This is a genomic window from Streptomyces sp. 4F14 (assembly GCF_048159485.1).
GTDB lineage: Bacteria > Actinomycetota > Actinomycetes > Streptomycetales > Streptomycetaceae > Streptomyces.
Genome location: NZ_JBLRVY010000031.1, coordinates 35,332 through 60,561 on the forward strand (window position 1 = coordinate 35,332; position 25,230 = coordinate 60,561).

1 protein-coding gene (only partly in view) is annotated in these 25,230 nt (G+C 70.5%); it reads right to left on the reverse strand.

The window, feature by feature from the left end; translation table 11 throughout:
* On the reverse strand, positions 1–25,230 hold the 3' portion of the coding sequence (locus ACLZOT_RS39430; RefSeq protein WP_416973994.1) for a non-ribosomal peptide synthase/polyketide synthase. 3,537 nt of this gene lie beyond the right edge of the window; 25,230 of the gene's 28,767 nt are visible here — the last part of the coding sequence; its start codon lies off the right edge, out of view; its stop codon occupies positions 1–3.

Genomic DNA, 25,230 nt, shown 5'->3' on the forward strand with positions numbered 1-25,230 from the left:
TTAGATGTGCCGGTCGTCGGTTCCGCGGAGCTTCGCGGTCAGCAGCTCACCGATGCGCGCCGCCGGATCCGCCGTGAGCAGCCGATGGTGGTCGGCCTCCACCAGATGGTGTTCGATGGCGCCGTCCACGTACGGCTCCCAGATCTCCACGGCCCGCTCCACCGGCAGGCTCTCCGGCCGCGCCTGGGTCGCGACGACGAGGAGCAGGTCGCCGTGGAAGGCGCGCGGAGTGTGCTCCATGACGAGCCGGACGTTGTTGTCCGCGACGCGCTGGACCGCCTCCAGGGCCGGGACATCGGCCGGCCTCGGGCGGCGCGGGCCTGCCGGTCGCCTTGCCTGCGGCTCGTCCTCGGACTCCTCGTCGCCCTCGTCATACGGGTATCCGTCGAGGATCGCCAGCAGGGCGATCGTCTCGCCCGCGTCCTGCAGCCGGGCCGCGACGGCCTGCGCGACCACCCCGCCGAACGACCAGCCCACCAGGTGGTAGGGGCCGTCCGGTTGCACGGCCCGGATCTGCTCCACGTAGTCGGCCGCCATCTCCTCGATGCTCGCGGGCAGCTCCTCGACCCGCTCCAGACCGCGCGCCTGGACGCCGTAGAGGGGGCGCCCCAGCGGGAGGTGAGCGGCCAACGCCGCGTAGTTCCAGGCCAGTCCGCCCCCGGAGTGGAGGAAGAACAGCGGTGCGCCGTCGCCGCCGGAGCGGAGCGGAAGGAGCCGGTCGAAGTCGCCGGTGGGGCCGCCCTCGTCGAGTGCCTCCGCGACCGCCGCGACTGTGGGTGCGGCGAGCAGGGAGCGGATACTGACCTCGGCATCGAGAACGGATCGGATGCGGGCGAGCAGCCTCATGGCGAGGAGGGAGTCGCCGCCGAGGGTGAAGAAGGAGTCGTCGGCGCCGACCTGTTCCAGACCGAGGATCTCGGCGAACAGGCCGCAGAGGATCTCCTCGATGGGGGTGGCGGGGGCGCGGCCGGTGGTCAGGCCCGCAAGGTCCGGGGCGGGGAGGGCGGCCCGGTCCAGCTTGCCGTTCCTGGTCAGCGGGATCGCGTCCACAGTCACGAACGCCGACGGCACCATGTAGTCCGGCAGTTGCTCGGCCGCGAAGTCCCGCAGTGCGGGCTCGTCCACGTCGCCGACGAGGTAGGCGACCAGGCGCTTGACGCCGGGCTGGTCCTCGCGGGCGATCACCGCCGTCTGATGCACACGCTCGTGCGCGGTCAATACGGCCTCGACTTCGGCCGGTTCGATCCGGAAGCCCCGGATCTTGACCTGCTCGTCGACCCGTCCGGCGAACTCCAGCACGCCGTCCGTATTCCAGCGGGCCAGGTCTCCGGTGCGATACATCCGGCCATCGGTGAACGGGCAGGCCACGAACCGCTCCGCCGTCAGCCCCGGACGGCCTGCATACCCACGGGCCACACCTTCGCCCGCGAGATACAACTCGCCGGTCACACCCGGCGCCACCGGACGCAGGAACTCATCCAGCACGTAGGTACGGGTGTTGTCCATCGGGCGACCGATCGGGACCGCCGCCGGTATCTCGTCGCCTGCCGTGTACGGCAAGTGCGTCGTGAACGCAGTCGTCTCCGTCGGCCCGTACGTGGTGCGCACCACCAGACCCGGATGGGCCGCGAGCAGGTTCCGGATCGCGGTCGCGGAGACCACGTCACCGCCCGTGGACACTTCCCGTACCCCGGCAAAGATCTCCGGCGACTGCTCCGCCAACACCCGGAACAACCCCGCCGTCGCATGCACATTCGTCACGCCATGCTCCGCGATCAGCGCACCCCGCTCCGCCGCGTCCAGATCTCCGGCCGGGGCGACCACCAGCCGCCCGCCCCGCAGCAGCGGCGCCCAGATCTCGTACGTCGAGGCATCGAACGCGTGGTTCGCCTGGAACAGCACGCACTCGACCACATCCGCACGCCACGCGTCGTCCAGGCAGAACGCGACCACATTGCCGTGTGTGACCGCCACACCCTTCGGCACCCCGGAGGAACCAGACGTGTACATCACGTACGCAAGGTTCTCCGGCCCCGGCCTCACCTCAGGGTTCTCAGCCACCGGGGCAACATCCTCACCTCCGGTGAGCGTCACCACGACCCCCGCCTCAGCCGCGATCACTTCCCGCCTTGATCGCGGCAGCCCGAGATCCAACGGCACATACGCCGCGCCCGCCTTGAGCACACCGAGGAGCGTGGGCACCAGGTCCGCCGATCGTTCCGCACGGACACCGACCAGGCTTTCGACGCCCACGCCCTGGCCCCTGAGGTGGTGAGCCAGACCGTTGGCCCGCGCGTTCACCTCCGCGTACGTCAGTCGCGTCTCCCCGGCCACCACCGCCATCGCGTCCGGCGTCCGCGCGGTCTGCGCCTCGAACAGGGCGACCAGGGACTGTTCCGGCACCGGACGGGCGGTGTCGTTCCACTCCGCCACCACCTGGTGCCGCTCGTCGGCGGACAGTACGTCGATCGCGCCGACTCGTATGTCCGGAGCCGCGGCCACCTGCTCCAGGACACGGGTCAGCCGTACCGCGAGGGCCTCGGCGGTGTCCGGGTCGAACAGGTCGGTGGCGTACTGGATACCGCCCTGGAGTCCGGCCGGTGCCCCCTGCTCGTCGCGGTGCTCGGTCAGGCTGACCGAGAGGTCGAACTTGGCGACCTGCGTCTGCTCCTGGCCCTCGTCGAGCGGCTGCGCGCGCAGGCCGGCGAGCCTGAGGCCCGCGTCGCCCTGCGGCAGGTTCTGCAGGGTGAGCATGACCTGGAAGAGGGGGTGGCGGGCCAGGGAGCGCGCGGGGTTCAGGTCCTCCACCAGTCGCTCGAACGGCACGTCCTGGTGCGCGTACGCGGCCAGGTCCGTCTCCCGCACCCGCCCCAGCAACTCCACGAACGACGGATCACCGCTGACATCCGTACGCAGCACCAACGTGTTGACGAAGAACCCGGCGAGGCCGTCAAGAGCGGCGTCGCCACGACCCGCCACCGCCGTGCCGAGCGGGATGTCCGTGCCCGCGCCCACCTTCGACAGCAGCACCGCCAGCGCGGCCTGCACCACCATGAACATCGTCACGCCGTGCCGCCGCGCCACCTCCGACAACAGCGCGTGCACCTCGGCATCCGTCTCCACCCGGACCGCTCCGCCCCGGAAGGACGACTCCGACGGCCGCGGGCGGTCGGTCGGCAGCGCCAGTTCCTCCGGCAGTTCGGCCAACACCGCACGCCAGTGGTCGAGTTGGGCGGAGACCAGGCTGTCGGGGTCGTCGAGGTCGCCCAGCAACTCGCGCTGCCACAGCGCGTAGTCCGCGTACTGGACGGGCAGCGGCTCCCACGCCGGGGCGGCACCGCGGCACCTCGCCTCGTACGCGAAGCTCAGATCGCGCAGCAGGACGCCCATCGACCAGCCGTCCACCGCGATGTGATGCGCCACGACGATCAACACGGACTCGGACGGGGACAGCACCAGGCACCGGGCCCGCCACGGCAGCTCACGGGTCAGGTCGAAGCCGCGCGCCATCTCGTCGCCGGCGACGGCGGGCACGTCGTCCTCCGCCACCTCGTCCATCCGCAGGACCAGGCGACCCCGCTCACCCTGGAGCACCTCCTGCCGGGCAACGCCTGCGGCCTCGGGGAAGACCGTACGGAGGCTCTCCTGCCGGTCCGCCACATCGCGCAGCGCTGCCTCAAGGGCCGGGACATCCAGCTCGCCGGTCAGCCGCAGCGCCAGCGGCACGTTGTAGCCCGCCCCCACGCCGGCTTCCTCCAGCCGGTTGAGGAACCACATCCGCTGCTGCGCGTACGACAACGGCACGACCCTCGGCCGCTCGCGCGCCGCCAGCGCCAGGCGGGGGCCGCCTGCCCGGCCGTCGGCCATGAGCCGGGCGATGGCCTCGACCGTGGGCGAGGTGAATACGTCACGGATGCTGATCTCGGCGTTCAACACTGCCTGGACGCGGGCGATGAGCCGCATGGCGAGGAGCGAGTCGCCGCCGAGGGTGAAGAAGGAGTCGTCGGCGCCGACCCGGTCCAGGCCGAGGATCTCGGCGAACAGGCCGCAGAGAATCTCCTCGGTGAGGGTGGCGGGGGCGCGGCCGGTGGTCAGGCCCGCAAGGTCCGGGGCGGGGAGGGCGGCGCGGTCGAGTTTGCCGTTCCTGGTGAGGGGGATCGCGTCCACGGTGACGAACGCGGCCGGGACCATGTATTCGGGGAGCTTGTCCGCGACGTGTCGGCGAAGCTCCGCCTCGTCCACATCGCCGACGACGTAGGCGACCAGGCGCTTGACGCCGGGCTGATCCTCGCGGGCGATCACCGCCGTCTGATGCACACGCTCGTGCGTGGTCAGTACGGCCTCGACTTCGGCCGGTTCGATCCGGAAGCCCCGGATCTTGACCTGCTCGTCGACCCGTCCGGCGAACTCCAGCACGCCGTCCGCGTTCCAGCGGGCCAGGTCTCCGGTGCGATACATCCGGCCATCACTGAACGGGCACGCCACGAACCGCTCCGCCGTCAGCCCCGGACGACCCGCATACCCACGCGCCACACCCTCGCCCGCGAGGTACAACTCACCGACCACACCCGGCGGTACGAGACGCAGCGCGCCGTCCAGGACGTAGGTACGGGTGTTATCCATCGGACGGCCGATCGGGACCGCCGCCGGTATCACGTCCCCTGCCGTGTACGGCAAGTGTGTCGTGAACGCCGTGTTCTCCGTCGGCCCGTACGTGGTGCGTACCACCAGGTCCGGGTGGGTCGTGAGCAGGTTCCGGATCGCCGACGCGGAGACCACGTCACCGCCCGTGGACACCTCCCGCACCCCGGCAAAGATCTCCGGCGACTGCTCCGCCAACACCCGGAACAACCCCGCCGTCGCATGCACATTCGTCACCCCATGCGCGGCAATCAGAGCACCCCGCTCCGCCGCGTCCAGATCCCCGGCCGGAGCCACCACCAGCCGGCCACCGCGCAACAACGGCACCCAGATCTCGTACGTCGAGGCATCGAAGGCATGGTTCGCCTGGAACAGCACGCACTCGACCATGTCGTCCGTCCAGGCGTCGTCCAGACAGAACGCCACCACGTTGCGGTGCGTGACCGCCACACCCTTCGGCACCCCCGACGAACCCGACGTGTACATCACGTACGCGAGGTTCTCCGGACCCGGCCTCACCTCAGGGTTCTCGGCCACCGGCTCGAACACATCGGCATCGGTGAGAACCACCGACACTCCCGACTCTGCCACGATCGACGCCAACCGCTCCTCCGGATGCGCGACGTCCAACGGCACATACGCCGCCCCCGCCTTGAGCACACCCAGCAGCATGGGCAGCAACTCCGCCGACCGCTCCAACCGCACCCCCACCAACGCCTCCGGAGCAACCCCCCGCCCGATCAACGCCCGCGCCACTCCATTGGCCCGCGCATTCAGCTCCCCATACGTCAACCGCGTCTCCCCAGACATGACCGCGACGGCATCCGGCGTCCGTGCCACCTGCGCCTCGAACCGGTCCACGAGGGTGCCGTCGGGCACGGCACGGCGGGTGTCGTTCCACCCGTGCAGGAGCATCCGGCGTTCCGCGTCCGACAGCACCTCGATGTCCCCGACCCGCACACTCGGGTCCGCAGCCACCTGCTCCAACACCGTGACAAGGCGTCGGGCGAGGGAGTCCACGGTGCTTGCGTCGAACAGGTCGGTGGCGTATTGGATACCGCCCTCGATCCCGGCCGGTGCACCCGTCTCGTCCCGCCGTTCCATGAGGGTGACGGACAGGTCGAACTTGGCCGTCACTGCCTCGTCCGAGGCCAGCGGCCTCACCTGGAGGCCCGGCAACTTCAGGGGCGCGTCGGAATCGGGAACGTTCTGGAAAGCCAGCATCACCTGGAAGAGGGGGTGCCGGGACAGCGAGCGCGCGGGGTTCAGGTCCTCGACCAGTCGCTCGAACGGCACGTCCTGGTGCGCGTACGCAGCCAGGTCCGTCTCCCGCACCCGCCCCAGCAACTCCACGAACGACGGATCACCACTCACATCCGTACGCAGCACCAACGTGTTCAGGAAGAAACCGACAAGGTCGTCCAACTCCGCGTCGCCACGCCCCGCGACCGGCGTGCCGAGCGGGATGTCGTCACCCGCACCCGACTTCGACAGCAGCACCGCCAGTGCGGCCTGCACCAGCATGAACATCGTCACGCCGTGCCGCCGCGCCACCTCCGACAGTCCTGCGTGGATGTGGCCGTCCACCCGCACGGGAACATCGGCACCGCTGAACGACGCCGTCGCCCCACGCGGCCGGTCGACCGGCAACGCGAGTTCCTGCGGCGCTCCGGCCAACGCCGAACGCCAGTGGTCGAGTTGGGCGGAGATCAGGCTGTCGGGGTCGTCGAGGTCGCCCAGCAACTCGCGTTGCCACAGCGCGTAGTCGGCGTACTGGACGGGCAGCGGCTCCCACGCCGGGGCGGCACCGCGTACCCGGGCGGCATACGCCGTCTCCAGATCCCGGGCCAGGATGCCCATCGACCAGCCGTCCACCGCGATGTGATGCGCCACGATCACCAACACCGACTCCGTCGGCGCGAGCACCAACAGCGAAGCCCGCCACGGCAGTTCCTCCGCCAGGTCGAAACGCCGGCCGAGTTCGTCGCCGACGGCCTCGGACAGGTCCGCTTCGGTGGTCTCCCGCGTCTTCAGCAAGGGGTGCGACTCCTCGCCGTGGAGGATCCGCTGGTGGGGCAGCCCGTCGGTCTCGGGGAAGAGCGTGCGTAGGCCCTCGTGCCGGTCGGCTACGTCGCCCAGCGCGGCCTTCAGGGCCGGGACATCCAGTTCGCCGGTCAGCCGCAGGGCGAGCGGCACGTTGTAGCCCGCCCCCACGCCGGCTTCCTCCAGCCGGTTGAGGAACCACATCCGCTGCTGCGCGTACGACAACGGCACGGTGTCCGGGCGCTGTTGAGGTTCGAGTGCCAGACGCCGGTCCGTCCCACGGGCGGTCTCGGCGAACCGGGCCAGCCCTTGGACCGTGGGGGCGGTGAACAGGTCGCGGATGCTGACCTCGGCGTCGAGCACCGACCGGATGCGGGCGATGAGCCGCATGGCGAGGAGTGAGTCGCCGCCGAGGGTGAAGAAGGAGTCGTCCGTCCCGACGCGGTCCAGACCGAGGACTTCGGCGAACAGGCCGCACAGCACCTCTTCGGTGGGGGTGGCGGGGGCGCGGCCGGTGGTCAGACCCGCAAGGTCCGGGGCGGGGAGGGCGGCCCGGTCGAGCTTGCCGTTCCTGGTGAGGGGGATCGCGTCCACGGTGACGAACGCGGCCGGGACCATGTATTCGGGGAGCTTGTCCGCGACGTGTCGGCGAAGCTCCGCCTCGTCCACGTCGCCGACGACGTAGGCGACCAGGCGCTTGACGCCGGGCTGGTCCTCGCGGGCGATCACCGCCGTCTGATGCACATGCTCGTGCGTGGTCAGTACGGCCTCGACCTCGGCCGGTTCGATACGGAAGCCCCGGATCTTCACCTGCTCGTCGACCCGCCCGGCGAACTCCAGCACACCGTCCGCATTCCAGCGGGCCAGGTCCCCGGTGCGATACATCCGGCCCTCACCGAACGGGCACGCCACGAACCGCTCCGCCGTCAGCCCCGGACGACCCGCATACCCACGCGCCACACCCTCACCCGCGAGGTACAACTCACCGACCACACCCGGCGCCACCGGACGCAGGAACCCATCCAGGACGTAGGTGTGGGTGTTGTCCATCGGGCGACCGATCGGCACCGTCGCCGGCACCTCGTCTCCCGCCGTGTACGGCAAGTGCGTCGTGAACGCCGTGTTCTCCGTCGGCCCGTAGGTCGTGCGCACCACCAGATCCGGATGGGACGCGAGCAGGGTCCGGATCGCCGACGCGGAGACCACGTCGCCGCCCGTGGACACCTCCCGCACCCCGGCGAAGATCTCCGGCGACTGCTCCGCCAACACCCGGAACAACCCCGCCGTCGCATGCACATTCGTCACCCCATGCCCAGCGATCAACGCACCACGCTCAGCCGCGTCCAGATCCCCAGCCGGAGCCACCACCAGCCGGCCACCACGCAACAACGGCACCCAGATCTCGTACGTCGAGGCGTCGAACGCGTGGTTCGCCTGGAACAGCACACACTCGACCAGGTCCTCGGCCCAGGCACTGTCCAGGCAGAACGCCACCACGTTGCGGTGCGTGACCGCCACACCCTTCGGCACCCCGGACGAGCCGGACGTGTACATCACATACGTCAACGCCCCCGACGACACCCTCACACCCGGGTTCTCAGCCACCGGCTCGAACACATCGGCATCGGTGAGCGTCACCACGACCCCCGCCTCAGCCGCTATCGCCTCCCGCCTTGATCGCGGCAGCCCGAGATCCAACGGCACATACGCCGCCCCCGCCTTGAGCACACCGAGCAGCATGGGCAGCAACTCCGCCGACCGCTCCAACCGCACCCCCACCAAGTCCTCGCACCCAACCCCCCGGCCCATGAGCCCGTACGCGACACCGTTCGCCCGCGCATTCAGCTCCCCATACGTCAACCTCGTCTCCCCAGACACCACCGCGACAGCATTCGGAGTCCGCGCCACCTGCGCCTCGAACAACTCCACCAACGACCCACCCGGCACCACCCGCCGAGTGTCGTTCCACCCATGCAGGACCAACCGACGCTCAGCGTCCGAGACCACTTCAACGTCCCCGACCCGCATCTCCGGATCCGCAGCCACCTGCTCCAGCACCCGGATAAACCGATCCGCCAGCCCCCTGGCGGTCGTCTCGTCGAACAGGTCGGCCGCGTACTGGATCTCCCCGCCCAGTCCGCCCGGTGAGCCCTCGGCGTCGCGGAGTTCGGAGAGCTCGACGGAGAGGTCGAAGCGGGCAGTTGCCGTCTCCTCCGGCCGGATGGGGTGCACCTGGAGGCCGGGGAGGCCCCAGTCCCACTCACCCTGGTCCGGGGGAGCGCTCTGTAGGCTGAACATCACCTGGAAGAGGGGGTGGCGGGCCAGCGAGCGGGCCGGGTTCAGGTCCTCCACGAGCCGCTCGAACGGCACGTCCTGGTGCGCGTAGGCAGACAGGTCCGTCTCCCGCACCCGCCCCAGCAACTCCACGAACGACGGATCACCACTCACATCCGTACGCAGCACCAACGTATTGACGAAGAACCCGACCATGCTCTCGACCTCGGCGTCACCACGCCCCGCCACCGCCGTACCGAGCGGGATGTCGGTGCCCGCGCCCACCTTCGACAACAGCACCGCCAGCGCCGCCTGCACCACCATGAACATCGTCACGCCATGCCGCCGCGCCAGCTCCGACAGACGCGCGTGCACCTCGGCATCCGTCCGCACGGGGACCGCACCGCCCCGGAAGGACGCCACGGCCGGACGCGGATGGTCCATGGGCAGGGACAGTTCCTCGGGGAGGTCCGCGAGAGCGTGGCGCCAGTGGTCGAGTTGCCCGGTGAGGCGGCTGTCGGGGTCGCCGAGGTCGCCGAGCACCTCGCGCTGCCAGAGCGCGTAGTCGGCGTACTGCACCGGCAGCGGCTCCCACTCGGGCACCTCACCCCGCACCCGGGCCGTGTATCCCGTGCCCAGGTCACGGGTGAGCAGGCCCATGGACACGCCGTCGACCGCGATGTGATGCGCCACGATCACCAGCACCGAATCCACCGGCGACACCGTCAACAGCCGCACCCGCCACGGCACGTCCGTGGCCAGGTCGAATCCGCGCCCCGTCTCTTCCGCGACCACCCCTTCGAGGTCCGTCGCCGCGACCATGTCGACCCGCAGCACCGGACGGTCGGCGGTGATCAGCTGGTGCGGCTCCCCTTCGGTCTCGGGGAAGACGGTGCGCAGGGTCTCGTGCCGGTCGGCGAGGTCACCGAGCGCGGCCTCCAGCGCGGCGACATCCACCTCGCCCGACAGGCGCATGCCCATGGACACGTTGTACGCCGCGCCCGCACCAGCGCCCTCCAGGCGGTTGAGGAACCACATCCGCTGCTGTGCGTACGACAGCGGCACCCGCTCCGGGCGTTCCCGAGGCGTCAGCGGGATGCGTGCCGCGCCGCGGCCCTGGTCCACCAGCCGGGCGAGGCCGGCGACGGTCGGGGCTTCGAAGAGTTCCCGGATGCTGATCTCGGCGGCCAGCGCCGACCGCACCCGGGCGATGAGCCGCATCGCCAGCAGGGAGTCACCGCCGAGTTCGAAGAACGAGTCCTCCACCCCGACCCGCTCCAGTCCGAGGCTGTCCGCGAACAGCCCGCACAGCACCTCCTCGACGGCGGTCTCGGGCCCGCGGCTGCTGGTCAGGCTCGCGAAGTCCGGGGCGGGAAGGGCGGAGCGGTCGAGCTTGCCGTTCTCGGTCACCGGGAGCGCGTCGAGCGGGATCACCGCGGCCGGGACCATGTGCTCCGGCAGCCGCCCGGCCGCGAACGACCGCAGCTCCACCGGGTCCAGGGCCGCGCCGGGCTCGGGGACGACGTACGCGACCAGGCGCCCGTCGCGGGCCACGACAACCGCATGACCGACGTCCTCGTGCGCGCTCAGCACCGCCTCGATCTCACCCGGCTCCACCCGGAACCCACGGACTTTCACCTGCTCGTCCGCACGCCCCGCGAACACCAGCTCACCGTCGACGGTCCAACGGACCAGGTCCCCGGTGCGATACATCCGGCCATCGGTGAACGGGCAGGCCACGAACCGCTCCGCCGTCAGTCCGGCACGGCCCACATAGCCATGCGCCAGACCACGACCCGCGACATACAACTCACCCACCACACCCGGTGCGACCGGACGCAGCGAGCCGTCCAGCACGTAGACCTGGATGTTGTCGATGGGACGGCCGATCGGTACCACCGCGCCCGACGCCACCTCGGCGGACAACGGCTGCGTCATCGTCGCGCACACCGTCGTCTCCGTCGGCCCGTACGCATTCACCATCCGCCGGCCGGCAGCGAACCGCTCCACCAGTTCCGGCCCGCACGCCTCCCCCGCCACCACCAACGACACCAACCCGGCAGGCAGTTCGTCCTCGGTGGCCAGGAGAGAAGGCGGCACCGTCACGTGCGACACCCCCAACTCCGCCACCACCTCACCCAGACGACGACGCGGCGGCATGTCCCCGGCCTCCGCCAGCACCAGCGTCGCCCCCGACAACAACGCCATGCACAGCTCCCAGACCACCGCATCGAACCCCAACGCCGCGAACTGCAACACCCGCGACCCCACACCCACCCCGAACCGCTCGACCTGCGCCCCCGCCAGACTCCCGATCCCGCCATGCCCGACGACCACACCCTTGGGCCGCCCCGTCGACCCCGACGTATAGATCACATACGCCGCATGTTCCACCCGCAACGGCACCCCCCGCTCCCCATCCGTCAGCGCCGCCACCGACCGCCCCGCCACACCCGGATCGTCACAGAGCACACGCCCCACACCCATGTCAGGCAACAGGCCGTCCGTGGCACCGGAGCACACCACCACCGCGACATCCGCGTCCGCCAGCACCAACGCGATCCGCTCGGACGGATACGCCGGATCCACCGGCACGAACGCCGCGCCTGCTTTCACCACACCCAGCACCACCGCCGCCCACTCCGACGAACGCTCCAACACCACCCCCACCCGATCCCCCGGCTTCACACCACGGGCGATCAACTCACGCGCCCACCGGTTCGCCCGCTGCTCCAACTCCCCGTATGTCCACCCCACGCCCTCGAACTCCACCGCGACCGCATCCGGCGTCCGCGCAACTTGCGCCTCGAACAACTCCGGCAACGTCCCCTCCGACACCACCCGCCCCGTGTCGTTCCACCCCTCCACCACCAACCGCCGCTCAACCTCCGACAACACCTCCACCTCACCGACCCGCAACCCCGCATCAACCGCCATCCACTCCAACACCCGCCCCAGACGGACAGCGAACCCCTCCACCGTGCCCCGGTCGAACAGATCCGAGGCGTACTGGACACTCCCCACGATCCCGGCCGGAGCGCCGTCGGCGTCCCGCTTCTCGGCCAGAGTGAACGACAGGTCGAACTTGGCCGCGCCCGCCTCCGCGTCCGTCCCGTCCGAACCCGCTGCCCTCGCCAGCAGGCTCGTGCGCAGACCGGGCAGGTCGAGGGTTTCCGCTTCCTGCGGGATGTTCTGGAAGGTGATCATCACCTGGAACAGCGGATGGCGGGCCAGCGAACGTGCGGGGTTCAGCTCGTCGACGAGGCGTTCGAAGGGCAGGTCCTGGTGGGCGTACGCGGCCAGGTCCGTGTCGCGGACGCGGGCCAGCAGTTCCGGGAGGGTCGGATCGCCGCTGACGTCCGTACGCAGCACGAGCGTGTTGACGAAGAACCCGGCCAGGTTCTCCAGCGCCGCATCGTCGCGTCCCGCGAGGGCCGTGCCGAGGGGGATGTCGGTGCCCGCGCCGAGCTTCGACAGCAGCAGCGCGACAGCCGCCTGCGTCACCATGAACATCGTGACGCCCTGCTGGTTCGCCAGCTGAGTGAGGCGCCGGTGGGTATCGGCATCCACGTGCACCGGCACGAAGCCGCCCCGGTACGAGGCCCGTACGGGACGGGGCCGGTCGGTGGGCAGGGACAGTTCTTGGGGGAGGTCGGCCAGCGCCGAACGCCAGTGGGCGAGTTGGGCGGAGAAGCGGCTGTCGGGGTCGTCCACGTCGCCCAGGGCCTCGCGCTGCCACAGGGCGTAGTCCGCGTACTGGACGGGCAACGGCTCCCACCCCGGGGCGGCACCGCGTACCCGGGCGGCATACGCCGTCTTCAGATCCCTCGCCAGGATGCCCATCGACCAGCCGTCCACAGCGATGTGATGCGCCACGATCACCAACACCGAATCCACCGGCGACACCGTCAACAGCCGCACCCGCCACGGCAGTTCCACCGCCAGGTCGAAACGCCGTCGCATCTCCCCGTCGACGATCTCCCATATCTGGGACTCGTCGATGCCCTCCTGGATCCCGAGGCCCGGATGCCCGGGGCGGCCACGCAGGACCCGCTGGTAGGGCACTCCCTCGACCTCCGGGAAGAGGGTGCGGAGCGTCTCGTGCCGGTCGGCGACATCGGCCAGCGCCAGTTCCAGGGCTGTCACGTCCAGTTCGCCCGACAAACGCAGTGACAAGGGCACGTTGTAGCCCGCGCCGGCGCCGGCCTCCTCCAGCCGGTTGAGGAACCACATCCGCTGCTGCGCGTACGACAACGGCACGCTCTCGGGTCGTTCCCGCACCGTCAGGGCCGTCCGTCGGCCGTCCGGGCCGTCGGCATCCACCAGCCTCGACAGGGCGGCGACGGTGGGGTCCGTGAACAGGGCACGGATGCTGACCTCGGTGTCGAGCACGGATCGGATGCGGGCGATGAGCCGCATGGCGAGGAGGGAGTCGCCGCCGAGGGTGAAGAAGGAGTCGTCGGCGCCGACTAGTTCCAGGCCGAGGATCTCGGCGAACAGGCCGCAGAGGAGTTCCTCGGTGGGGGTGGCGGGGGCTCGGCCGGTCGTCAGGCCCGCCAGATCCGGGGCGGGCAGCGCTGCCCGGTCCAGCTTGCCGTTCCGGGTCAGCGGGATCGCGTCCACCGTCACGAACGCGGCCGGGACCATGTAGTCGGGGAGGCGGTCGGCCGCGAACTCCCGCAGCGCGGGCTCGTCCATATCGCCGACGAGGTAGGCGACCAGGCGCTTGACGCCGGGCTGGTCCTCCCGGGCGATCACTGCCGCCTGCCTGATGCTCCTGTGCGCGGCCAACACGGCCTCGACCTCGGCCGGTTCGATCCGGAAGCCCCGGATCTTGACCTGCTCGTCGACCCGTCCGGCGAACTCCAGCACACCGTGCGCGGTCCAGCGGGCCAGGTCCCCGGTGCGATACATACGACCATCACTGAACGGGCAGGCCACGAACCGCTCCGCGCTCAGCCCCGGTCGGCCGGCATAGCCACGGGCCACACCTTCGCCCGCGAGGTACAACTCGCCGGTCACACCCGGCGCCACCGGACGCAGGAACTCATCCAGCACGTAGGTACGGGTGTTGTCCATCGGGCGACCGATCGGGACCGCCGCCGGTATCTCGTCCCCGGCGGTGAACGGGACCTGCGTGGCGAAGGCAGTCGTCTCCGTGGGGCCGTAGGTGGTGCGCACCACCAGATCCGGGTGTTCCCTGAGCAGGGTCCGGATCGCGGTCGCGGAGACCACGTCACCGCCGGTCAGCACCTCCCGCACCCCGGCGAAGATCTCCGGCGACTGCTCCGCCAACACCCGGAACAACCCCGCCGGAGCCACCACATGCGTCACCCCATGCTCAGCGATCAGCGCACCCCGCTCAGCCGCGCCCAGATCCCCCGCCGGAGCCACCACCAACCGGCCACCACGCAACAACGGCGCCCAGATCTCGTACGTCGAGGCATCAAACGCATGGTTCGCCTGCACCAACACCCGCTCCAGCACATCCGCACGCCACGCCTCATCCGCACAGAACGCCACCACATTGCGATGCGTGACCGCCACACCCTTCGGCACCCCCGACGAACCCGACGTATACATCACATACGCCAACGCCCCTGACGACACCCTCACACCCGGGTTGTCGTCCACCGGCTCGAACACATCGGCATCAGTGAGAACCACCGACACCCCCGCCGCGATCGACACCAACCGCCCCTCCGGAAGCCCGGCATCCAACGGCACATACGCCGCACCCGCCTTCAACACACCGAGCAGCACCGGAATCAGCCCAGCCGACCGCTCCAACCGCACCCCCACCAACGCCCCCGGACCAACTCCCCGCCCGATCAACGCCCGTGCCACTCCATTGGCCCGCGCGTTCACCTCCGCATACGTCCATGACCCACCCTGCCCGACCACCGCGACAGCATCCGGCGTCCGCGCCACCTGAGCCTCGAACAACTCCACCAACGACCCACCCGGCACCACCCGAGCAGTGTCGTTCCACTCCCCCACCACCAACCGACGCTCCACCTCCGACAACACCTCGACATCCCCGACCCGCACCTCCGGGTCCACAGCCACCTGCTCCAACACCCGAGCAAAGCGATCCGCCAGCCCCCTGGCCGTCACCTCGTCGAACAGGTCGACCGCGTACTGGATCTCCCCGCCCATACCCGCCGGAGCACCATCGTCGGCACGCCGCTCGGCGAGGGCGACCGACAGGTCGAACCGGGCCACGGCGGTGTGATCCAGCGGCTCGGGGAGGACAGTCAGGTCCGGCAGTTGCCAGGGATCTTGCACGTCGGTCACGTTCTCGACCGCGAGCATGACCTGGAAGAGGGGGTGGCGGGACAGCGAGCGGGCCGGGTTCAGGTCCTCCACGAGCCGCTCGAACGGCACGTCCTGGTGCGCGTACGCGGCCAAGTCCGTCTCCCGCACCCGCCCCAGCAACTCCACGAACGACGGATCACCACTCACATCCGTACGCAGCACCAACGTGTTGACGAAGAACCCCGCCAGCTCCTCCAGCGCCACGTCGTCCCGGCCCGCTACCGCCGTTCCCAGCGGGATGTCGGTGCCCGCGCCCACCTTCGACAACAGCACCGCCAGCGCCGCCTGCGCGACCATGAACATGGTCACCCCGTGCCGCCGCGCCACCTCCGACAGGCGTGCGTGCACCTCGGCGCCCACCTCGACCGACACCGTTCCGGCTTCGAAGGACGGCTCCGAGGAGCGGGCTCGGTCCACGGGCAACGCGAGTTCTTCCGGCGCTGCCGCCAACGCCTCTCGCCAGTAGCCGAGTTGTTCGCTGATCAGGCTGTCCGTGTCGTCGAGGTCGCCGAGGACCTCGCGCTGCCACAGCGCGTAGTCCGCGTACTGCGCCGAAAGGGGCTCCCAGCCCGGCGCCTCGCCGTGGCTGCGCGCGGCATACGCGCTGCCGAGGTCGTGCATGAGGACGCCCATGGACCAGCCGTCGACCGCGATGTGGTGCGCGACGATCACCAACACCGACTCCGTCGGCGACACCGTCAACAGCCGTACGCGCCACGGCAGTTCCCGGGACAGATCGAAGCGGTGCCGTGTCTCGGCGGCGACGGTTCGCGGCACGTCGCGCTCACCGACCTCGCTGATCCGGAACTCGGGTCGGCCGGCCGCGCCTTCCAGGAGGTGCTGACGGGGCAGGCCGTCGGCGTCGGGGAAGACGGTGCGCAGGCTCTCGTGCCGGTCGGCGACGTCGCCCAACGCCGACTCAAGGGCCGCCACGTCCAGCTCGCCGGTCAGGCGGAGGGTGAGCGGCAGGTTGTAGGCGGCTCCGGCGCCCGCCTCCTCCAGTTGGTTGAGGAACCACATCCGCTGCTGTGCGTACGACAGGGGCAGGACTTCCGGGCGCTCACGCGCGCTCAGCGACACCCGGGCCGCGCCCCGCAACCGGGCCACGCCCGCCACCGTGGGCGAAGCGAACAGCTCACGGATGCCGACCTCGACGCCCAGGACGGACCGGACACGGGCGATGAGCCGCATCGCCAGCAGGGAGTCACCGCCGAGTTCGAAGAACGAGTCCTCCACCCCGACCCGCTCCACACCCAGAACCTCGGCGAACAACCCACACAGCAGCTCCTCAGCGGGAGTCACGGGGGCACGACCGCCCACCTGCGCGACAAAGTCCGGAGCGGGGAGGGCGGAGCGGTTCAGCTTGCCGTTCTCGGTCACCGGGAACGCGTCGAGCGGGATCACGGCGGCCGGGACCATGTGCTCCGGAAGGCGCCCGGCCACGAACGACCGCAACCCCGCCGGGTCCAGGACCGCACCATGGTCGAGAACGACATACGCGACCAGCCGCTTCACGCCCGGCTGGTCCTCCCGCGCGATCACCACGACCTGCCGGACCGACTCGTGCCCGCTCAGCACCGCCTCGACCTCACCCGGCTCCACCCGGAACCCACGGATCTTGATCTGCGCGTCCGCACGCCCCGCGAACACCAACTCGCCGTCGGCCGTCCAGCGCACCAGGTCACCGGTCCGGTACATCCGCTCACCCGAGCCACCGAACGGGCACGCCACGAACCGCCCCGCGCTCAGCCCCGGACGACCGGAATACCCACGCGCCACACCACGGCCCGCGACATACAACTCACCGGTCACACCCGGCGGTACGAGACGCAGGAACTCATCCAGCACGTAGACCCGGGTGTTGTCGATGGGACGGCCGATCGGTACCACCGCGCCCGACGTGATGTCAGCGGACAACGGCTGCGTCATCGTCGCGCACACCGTCGTCTCCGTCGGCCCGTACGCATTCACCATCCGCCGACCGGCAGCGAACCGCCCCACCAACTCCGGCCCGCACGCCTCCCCCGCCACCACCAACGTCACCAGCCCAGCCGGCAGTTCGTCCTCCGTCGCCAGGAGAGAGGGCGGCACGGTCACGTGCGACACCCCCAGCTCCGCCACCACCTCACCCAGACGACGACGCGGCGGCATGTCCCCGGCCTCTGCCAGCACGAGCGTGGCTCCCGACAGCAACGCCATGCACAACTCCGAAACCACCGCATCGAACCCCAACGCCGCAAACTGCAACACCCTCGACCCCACACCCACCCCGAACCGCTCGATCTGCGCCCCCGCCAGACTCCCGATCCCGCCATGCCCGACGACCACACCCTTGGGCCGCCCCGTCGACCCCGACGTATAAATCACATACGCCGCATGCCCCAGCCGCAACGGCACCCTCCTCTCCCCATCCACCAACGCCACCCCCGGATCGACACCGACCACACACTCCACACCCGCATCAGGCAACAGACCGGCTGTGGCACCGGAGCACACCACCACCGCGACCTCCGCGTCCGCCAGCACCAGAGCGATCCGCTCCGCCGGATACGCCGGATCCACCGGCACAAAGGCAGCGCCCGCCTTCACCACACCCAGCACCACCGCCACCCACTCCGCCGAACGCTCCAACACCACCCCCACCCGATCCCCCAGCCCCACACCACGCGCCATCAGCTCACGCGCCCACCGGTTCGCCCTCTCCTCCAACTCCCCATACGTCCACCCCACACCCCCGAACTCCACCGCCACCGCATCCGGCGTCCGCGCCACCTGCGCCTCGAACAACTCCGGCAACGTCCCCTCCGACACCACCCGCCCCGTGTCGTTCCACCCCTCCACCACCAACCGCCGCTCAACCTCCGACAACACCTCCACCTCACCGACCCGCAACCCCGGATCCGCAGAAATCTGCTCCAACACCCGCCCCAAACGAACAGCGAACCCCTCCACCGTGCCCCGGTCGAACAGATCCGAGGCGTACTGGACACTCCCCACGATCCCGGCCGGAGCCCCGCCCTCGGCACGGTGCTCCGCCAGGGTCAGCGTCAGGTCGAACTGCACAGTGATCGCCTGGTCCGGCACAGGAAGGGGGCTTACCTCCAGTCCCTCCAGCTCCACGGGCCGCTCCGCCTGCGGGACGTTCTGGAGGGTCAGCAGCACCTGGAACAGCGGGTGGCGCGACGGTGACCGGTCCGGGTTCAGGGCCTCCACCAGCCGCTCGAACGGCAGATCCTGGTGGGCGTACGCGGCCAGGTCGGCGTCGCGGACGCGGGCCAGCAGCTCGGTGAGAGTCGGGTTGCCGCTGAGGTCCGTACGCAGGACGAGGGTGTTGGCGAAGAATCCGGCGAGCCCTTCAAGCGCCGGGTCGTCGCGTCCCGCGATGGGCGCACCCGTCGGGATGTCGACGCCGGCGCCCATGCGGGACAGCAGGATGGCGAGCGCCGCCTGCGCCACCATGAACATCGTCACGCCGTTCCGCTGCGCCAGGCCGGTCAGGCGCCCGTGAAGCTCCGTACCGATCTCGATGGGCACCATGCCGCCCTGGCGGCTCCGCTCCATGAGCCGGGGGCGGTCCACCGGGAGCGCCAGTTCATCGGGGAGTCCGGCCAACGCCGTACGCCAGTGGGCGAGTTGGGCGAAAAGGCGGCTGTCGGGGTCGTCGACGTCACCCAGGACCTCGCGCTGCCACAGGGCGTAGTCGGCGTACTGCACCGGCAGCGGCTCCCACCCTGGGGCAGCACCGCGTACCCGGGCGGCATAGGCCGTCTCCAGGTCCCGGGCCAGGATGCCCATCGACCAGCCGTCCACCGCGATGTGATGCGCCACGATCACCAACACCGACTCCACCGGCGAAAGCACCAACAGCGAAGCCCGCCACGGCAGTTCCACCGCCAGGTCGAAACCCCGGCCGAGTTCGTCGACGACGGCCGTGTCCAGCGCGGCTTCCTCGATCTGATCGATCCGGAGCGCGGGATGGCCCGCAGTCCCCCGCAACACCTCCTGGTAGGGGTTTCCGTCCACGGCGGGGAAGCGGGTACGCAGGCCCTCGTGCCGGTCGGCGATGTCACCCAACGCCAACTCCAGCGCCGCGATGTCGAGTTCGCCCGCGAGTCGTACCGTCAGCGGCACGCTGTAACCCGAGCCGGATTCCAACCCGTTGAGGAACCACATCCGCTGCTGCGCGTACGACAACGGCACGGTGTCCGGGCGCTGCCGGACAACGAGCGCGGGGCGCTCGCCAGCGCCGCGCGCCTGGTCGGCGATTCGGGCCAGGGCGGCGACGGTGGGGTCCGTGAACAGGTCGCGGATGCTGACCTCGGCGTCCAGCACCGACCGCACCCGCGCGATCAGCCGCATCGCGACCAGTGAGTCACCGCCGAGGGTGAAGAAGGAGTCGTCGGCGCCGACGCGGTCCAGGCCGAGGACTTCGGCGAACAGACCGCACAGCACCTCCTCGGTGGGGGTGGCGGGGGCTCGGCCGGTGGTTCGGGCTGCCAGGTCGGGGGCGGGGAGTGCGGCACGGTCGAGCTTGCCGTTCCGGGTCAGCGGGATCGCGTCGAGCGCCAGGAACGCCGACGGCACCATGTACTCCGGCAGCCTGTCCGCGGCGTACCGGCGAAGCTCCGTCTCGTCCACGTCGCCGACGACATAGGCGATCAGCCGTTTCACGCCGGGCTGGTCCTCGCGGGCGATCACCGCCGCCTGCCTGATGTTCCCGTGCGCACTCAACACGGTCTCGACCTCGCCGGGTTCGATCCGGAAGCCCCGGATCTTCACCTGTTCATCGATCCGTCCGGCGAACTCCAGGACGCCGTCCACGCTCCAGCGGGCCAGGTCCCCAGTGCGATACATCCGGCCCTCGCCAAACGGGCACGCCACGAACCGCTCCGCACTCAACCCCGGACGACCCGCATAACCACGCGCCACACCCTCACCCGCGACATACAACTCACCCACCACACCCGGCGCCACCGGACGCAGGAACTCATCCAGGACATAGGTGCGGGTGTTGTCCATCGGGCGACCGATCGGCACGACAGAGGGCACCTCATCCCCTGCCGCGTACGGCAAGTGCGTCGTGAACGCCGTGTTCTCCGTCGGCCCGTACGTCGTACGCACCACCAGACCCGGGTGGGACGCGAGCAAGGTCCGGATCGCCGATGCGGACACCACGTCACCGCCGGTCAGCACCTCCCGCACCCCGGCGAAGATCTCCGGCGACTGCTCCGCCAACACCCGGAACAACCCCGCCGGAGCCACCACATGCGTCACCCGGTGCTCAGCGATCAGCGCACCCCGCTCCGCCGCATCCAGATCCCCCGCCGGAGCCACCACCAGCCGACCACCACGCAACAACGGCACCCAGATCTCGTACGTCGAGGCATCGAACGCATGGTTCGCCTGCACCAGCACCCGCTCCAGCACATCCGCACGCCACGCCTCATCCGCACAGAACGCCACCACATTGCGGTGCGTGACCGCCACACCCTTCGGCACCCCCGACGAACCCGACGTATACATCACATACGCCAACGCCCCTGACGACACCCTCACACCCGGGTTCTCGGCCACCGGCTCGAACACATCGGCATCAGTGAGAACCACCGACACCCCCGCCGCGATCGACACCAACCGCCCCTCCGGAAGCCCGGCATCCAACGGCACATACGCCGCACCCGCCTTCAACACACCAAGCAGCACCGGAATCAGCCCAGCCGACCGCTCCAACCGCACCCCCACCAAGTCCCCGCACCCAACCCCCCGCCCCATGAGCCCGTACGCCACACCGTTCGCCCACGCATTCAGCTCCCCGTACGTCAACCGCGTCTCCCCAAACACCACTGCCACCGCATCCGGCGACCGCACCACCTGATCCTCGAACATCTCCACCAACGACCCACCCGACACCACACGACGAGTGTCGTTCCACCCATGGAGAACCAACCGCCGCTCCACCTCCGACAACACCTCAACGCCCCCGACCCGCACCCCCGGATCCCCAGCCACCCGCTCCAACACCCGCACCAGCCGCTCCGCGAGAGCCCGAGCCGTCCCCTCGTCGAACAGGTCCACCGCGTACTGGATCTCTCCGCCCATACCCGCCGGAGCGCCGTCGTCGGTGTGTCGCTCGGCGAGGGTCACGGCCAGGTCGAACCGGGCCACGGCCGTGTCGCCCATGGCCTCCGGTGTCACCCGCAGCCCGGGCAGGTCCCAGTCGTCCTCTGTGTCGGCGTCGATGGCGTGCTCCACGGCCAGCATCACCTGGAAGAGGGGGTGCCGGGACAGTGAGCGAGCCGGGTTCAGGTCCTCCACGAGTCGCTCGAACGGCACGTCCTGGTGTGCGTAGGCGATCAGGTCCGTCTCCCGCACCCGCCCCAGCAACTCCACGAACGACGGATCGCCACTGACATCCGTACGCAGCACGAGCGTGTTGAGGAAGAAGCCGACGATGTCCTCGACCGCGGCGTCGTCGCGGCCGACGACGGCGGTGCCCAGGGGGATGTCGGTGCCCGCGCCGACCTTCGACAGGAGCAGGGCCAGTGCGGCCTGGGCCACCATGAACATGGTGACGCCGTTGTCCCGGGCCAGCCCGACGAGGCGGGCATGGGTCTCGGCGTCCGTTCGCAGGGGTACCACGCCGGCCCGGAACGAGGATTCCGTGGGGCGGGGACGGTCGAGGGGCAGCGGTAGTTCCTCCGGCAGGCCGGCGAGGGTGTCGCGCCAGTGCCTGAGCTGTCCGGCGATCACGCTGTCCTCGTCGGAGAGTTCACCGAGCGCCTCGCGCTGCCACAGCGCGTAGTCCGCGTACTGGACCGGCAGCCGTTCCCAGCCGGGCGCGTCGCCCTCCCTCCGGGCGGCGTAGGCCGTGCGCAGGTCGCGGCTGAGCAGGCCGGTGGACCAGCCGTCGACCGCGATGTGATGGGCAACGACCACGAGCACGGCGTCGGCCGGTCCGAGGGTCAACAGCCGAGCCCGCCAGGGCAGTTCGCGGCTCAGGTCGAAGCGGCGGTCGAGTACGGCGGCCACGGCGGCCGGCAGTTCCCGCTCGGTGACGTCGGCGGTCTCCAGCCGGGGCCGGGCCTGCTCCCCGTCGATGATCCGCTGGTGCGCGACGCCGTCCGGGTCGGGGTACACGGTGCGCAGGGTCTCGTGCCGGTCCGCGACGTCGGCCAGCGCTGCTTCCAGGGCCGTGACGTCCAGTTCGCCGGTCAGGCGCAGGGCGAGCGGCACGTTGTAGGCGGCTCCGGCACCGGCCTCCTCCAGCTGGTTGAGGAACCACATGCGCTGCTGCGCGTACGACAGCGGTACCCGCTCCGGGCGTTCACGCGTGGTGAGCGACGCCCGGGCGCCGCCCCGCAGCCGGGCGACGCCCGCCACCGTGGGCGAGTCGAACAGGTCGCGGATGCCGACCTCGACGCCCAGGACGGACCGGATACGGGCGATGAGCCGCATGGCGAGCAGCGAGTCCCCGCCGAGAGTGAAGAAGGAGTCGTCGGCGCCGACCCGGGCCAGGCCCAGGATCTCGGCGAACAGCCCGCACAGCAGTTCCTCGGTGGGGGTCGCCGGGGCGCGGCCGCCCGTCTGCGCGGCGAAGTCCGGTGCGGGCAGCGCGGTACGGTCCAGCTTGCCGTTGACGTTCAGGGGAAGCCTGTCCAGCGGGACGAACACGGGGACCATGTACTCCGGCAGCCGCTCGGCCGCGAACTCCCGCAGCGCGGACTCCTCCACCTCGCCCACGACGTAGGCGACCAGCCGCTTGACGCCCGGCTGTTCCTCCCGGGCCAGGACCACCACCTGTTCCACGTCCTCGTGGGTCGCGAGCACGGCTTCGATCTCGCCGGGTTCGATCCGGATACCCCTGATCTTGACCTGGGCGTCGACCCGGCCCACGAAGAACATCTCGCCGTCGTGCGTCCAGCGTGCGAGGTCGCCGGTGCGGTACATCCGTTCGCCGGTGAACGGGCACGCCACGAACCGCTCGGCCGTCAGGGCGGGCCGTCCGATGTAGCAGCGGGCGAGCTGCGTGCCGGCGATGTACAGCTCGCCGGTCACGCCGGGCGGGACCGGGCGCAGGAAGTCGTCCAGGACGTAGAGGCGGGTGTTCCAGACCGGTGCTCCGATCGGTACGGGTCCGTCCTGGGCCCGCCCCGGCAGGATCGGGCGGGCGGTGGCCATGACCGTCGTCTCGGTCGGCCCGTACGTGTTGTGCAGCGGGATGTCCAGCGCCCGGTGGTACTCCTCGACCACGTCCTCCGACAGCCACTCGCCGCCGGAGAGCACCGTGCGCAGGGTCCTGGCCTTGTGGCCGACGTCCTCCTGCTGGAGGAACGCGGCCAGCATCGACGGGATGAAGTGGGCCGTGGTGACGCCGGTCCGCTCGATCAGGTCCGCCAGGTACCGGGGATCGCGGTGGCCGTCCCCGCGCACCAGCACCAGGGCCGCTCCGGCGACCAGGGGTACGAAGAGCTCCCACACCGACACGTCGAAGCTGAACGCGGCCCGCTGCAGTACGCGGTCGCTCTCCCCGATGCCGTAGTCGCCCTGCGTCCACAGCAGTTGGTTCACCATGGACGTGTGGGAGATCAGCACGCCCTTGGGCCTGCCGGTCGATCCCGAGGTGAAGATGACGTACGCCGGGTGCGCGGTACGCAGTGCGCTGCGGTCCGGGGCGGTCCGCGGCGCCCCGGGGTCGGGTTCCATGCCGGGCCGCAGGATCAGCAGCAGGCCGGCGTCGGCCGCCATGAACTCCACCCGGTCGGCCGGGAGGTCGGGGTCGATCGGCAGATAGGCCGCTCCCGCCTTCAGGATCCCCAGGAGCATCGCCACCAGCTCGGGCGACCGCTCCGTGACGACCCCCACCGTGCGCTCCGGCTCCGCGCCCAGGCCGATCAGGTGGTGCGCCCACGCGTTCGCCCGGGTGTCGAGGTCCGCGTACGTCCAGGTGACGTCCTCGTACACGACCGCGACTCCGTCGGGGGTGCGCGCCGCCTGGTCCTCGAACAGCTCGGGCAGTGTACGGTCGGGCACCGGCCGGGCCGTCTCGTTCCACTCCGATATCACCAGTCGGCGTTCCTCGTCCGCCAGCACATCGAGGTCGCGCAGGCGCAGGCCGGGGTCGGCCGCGACCTGTTCCAGCACCCGTACCAGTCGTCCGGACAGCGTCAGAACCGACTCGTGGTCGAACAGGTCGGCCGCGTACGCGAACTCACCGACCATCCCGGCCGGGGCTCCGCGCTCGTCGCGGTGTTCGACCAGGGAGAGCGACAGGTCGAAGTGCGCCTCCAGCGCGTTCTCGGACAACAGCATGGGGCGTACGTCGAGGCCCGGCAGCGACAGGGGCTCGCGGGCCTGTGGGCCGTTCTGGAGCTGAAGCATCACCTGGAACAGCGGGTGCCGGGCCAGCGAACGCGCCGGGTTCAGGTCTTCGACCAGTCGCTCGAACGGCATGTCCTGGTGTGCGTACGCCGCGAGGTCGGTCTCACGGACCCGCGCCACCAGTTCGGCGAAGGTGAGGTCGCCGGCCAGGTCCGTCCGAAGGACCAGGGTGTTGAGGAAGAAGCCGACCAGGTCCTCCAGCGCGGCGTCCCCGCGTCCCGCGATCGGGGTGCCGATCGGGATGTCCGTCCCGGCGCCCACCTTCGACAGCAGCGTGGCCAGCGCCGCCTGGGCCACCATGAACACCGTGACGCCGCCGCGCCGCGCGATCTCGGTGAGGCGCGCGTGCACGTGGGCGTCGACGCGCACCGGGGCCAGACCCGCCCGGAACGACGGGTGCGTGGGCCTGGCGCGGTCCACGGGCAGGACCAGTTCCTCAGGCGCTCCGGCGAGAGTCCGGCGCCAGTGGGCGAGTTGGGCCGAGATCAGGCTGTCCTCGTCGTCCAGCGCGCCGAGCACCTCACGCTGCCACAGGGCGTAGTCGGCGTACTGGACGGGAAGCGCGGACCAGCCCGG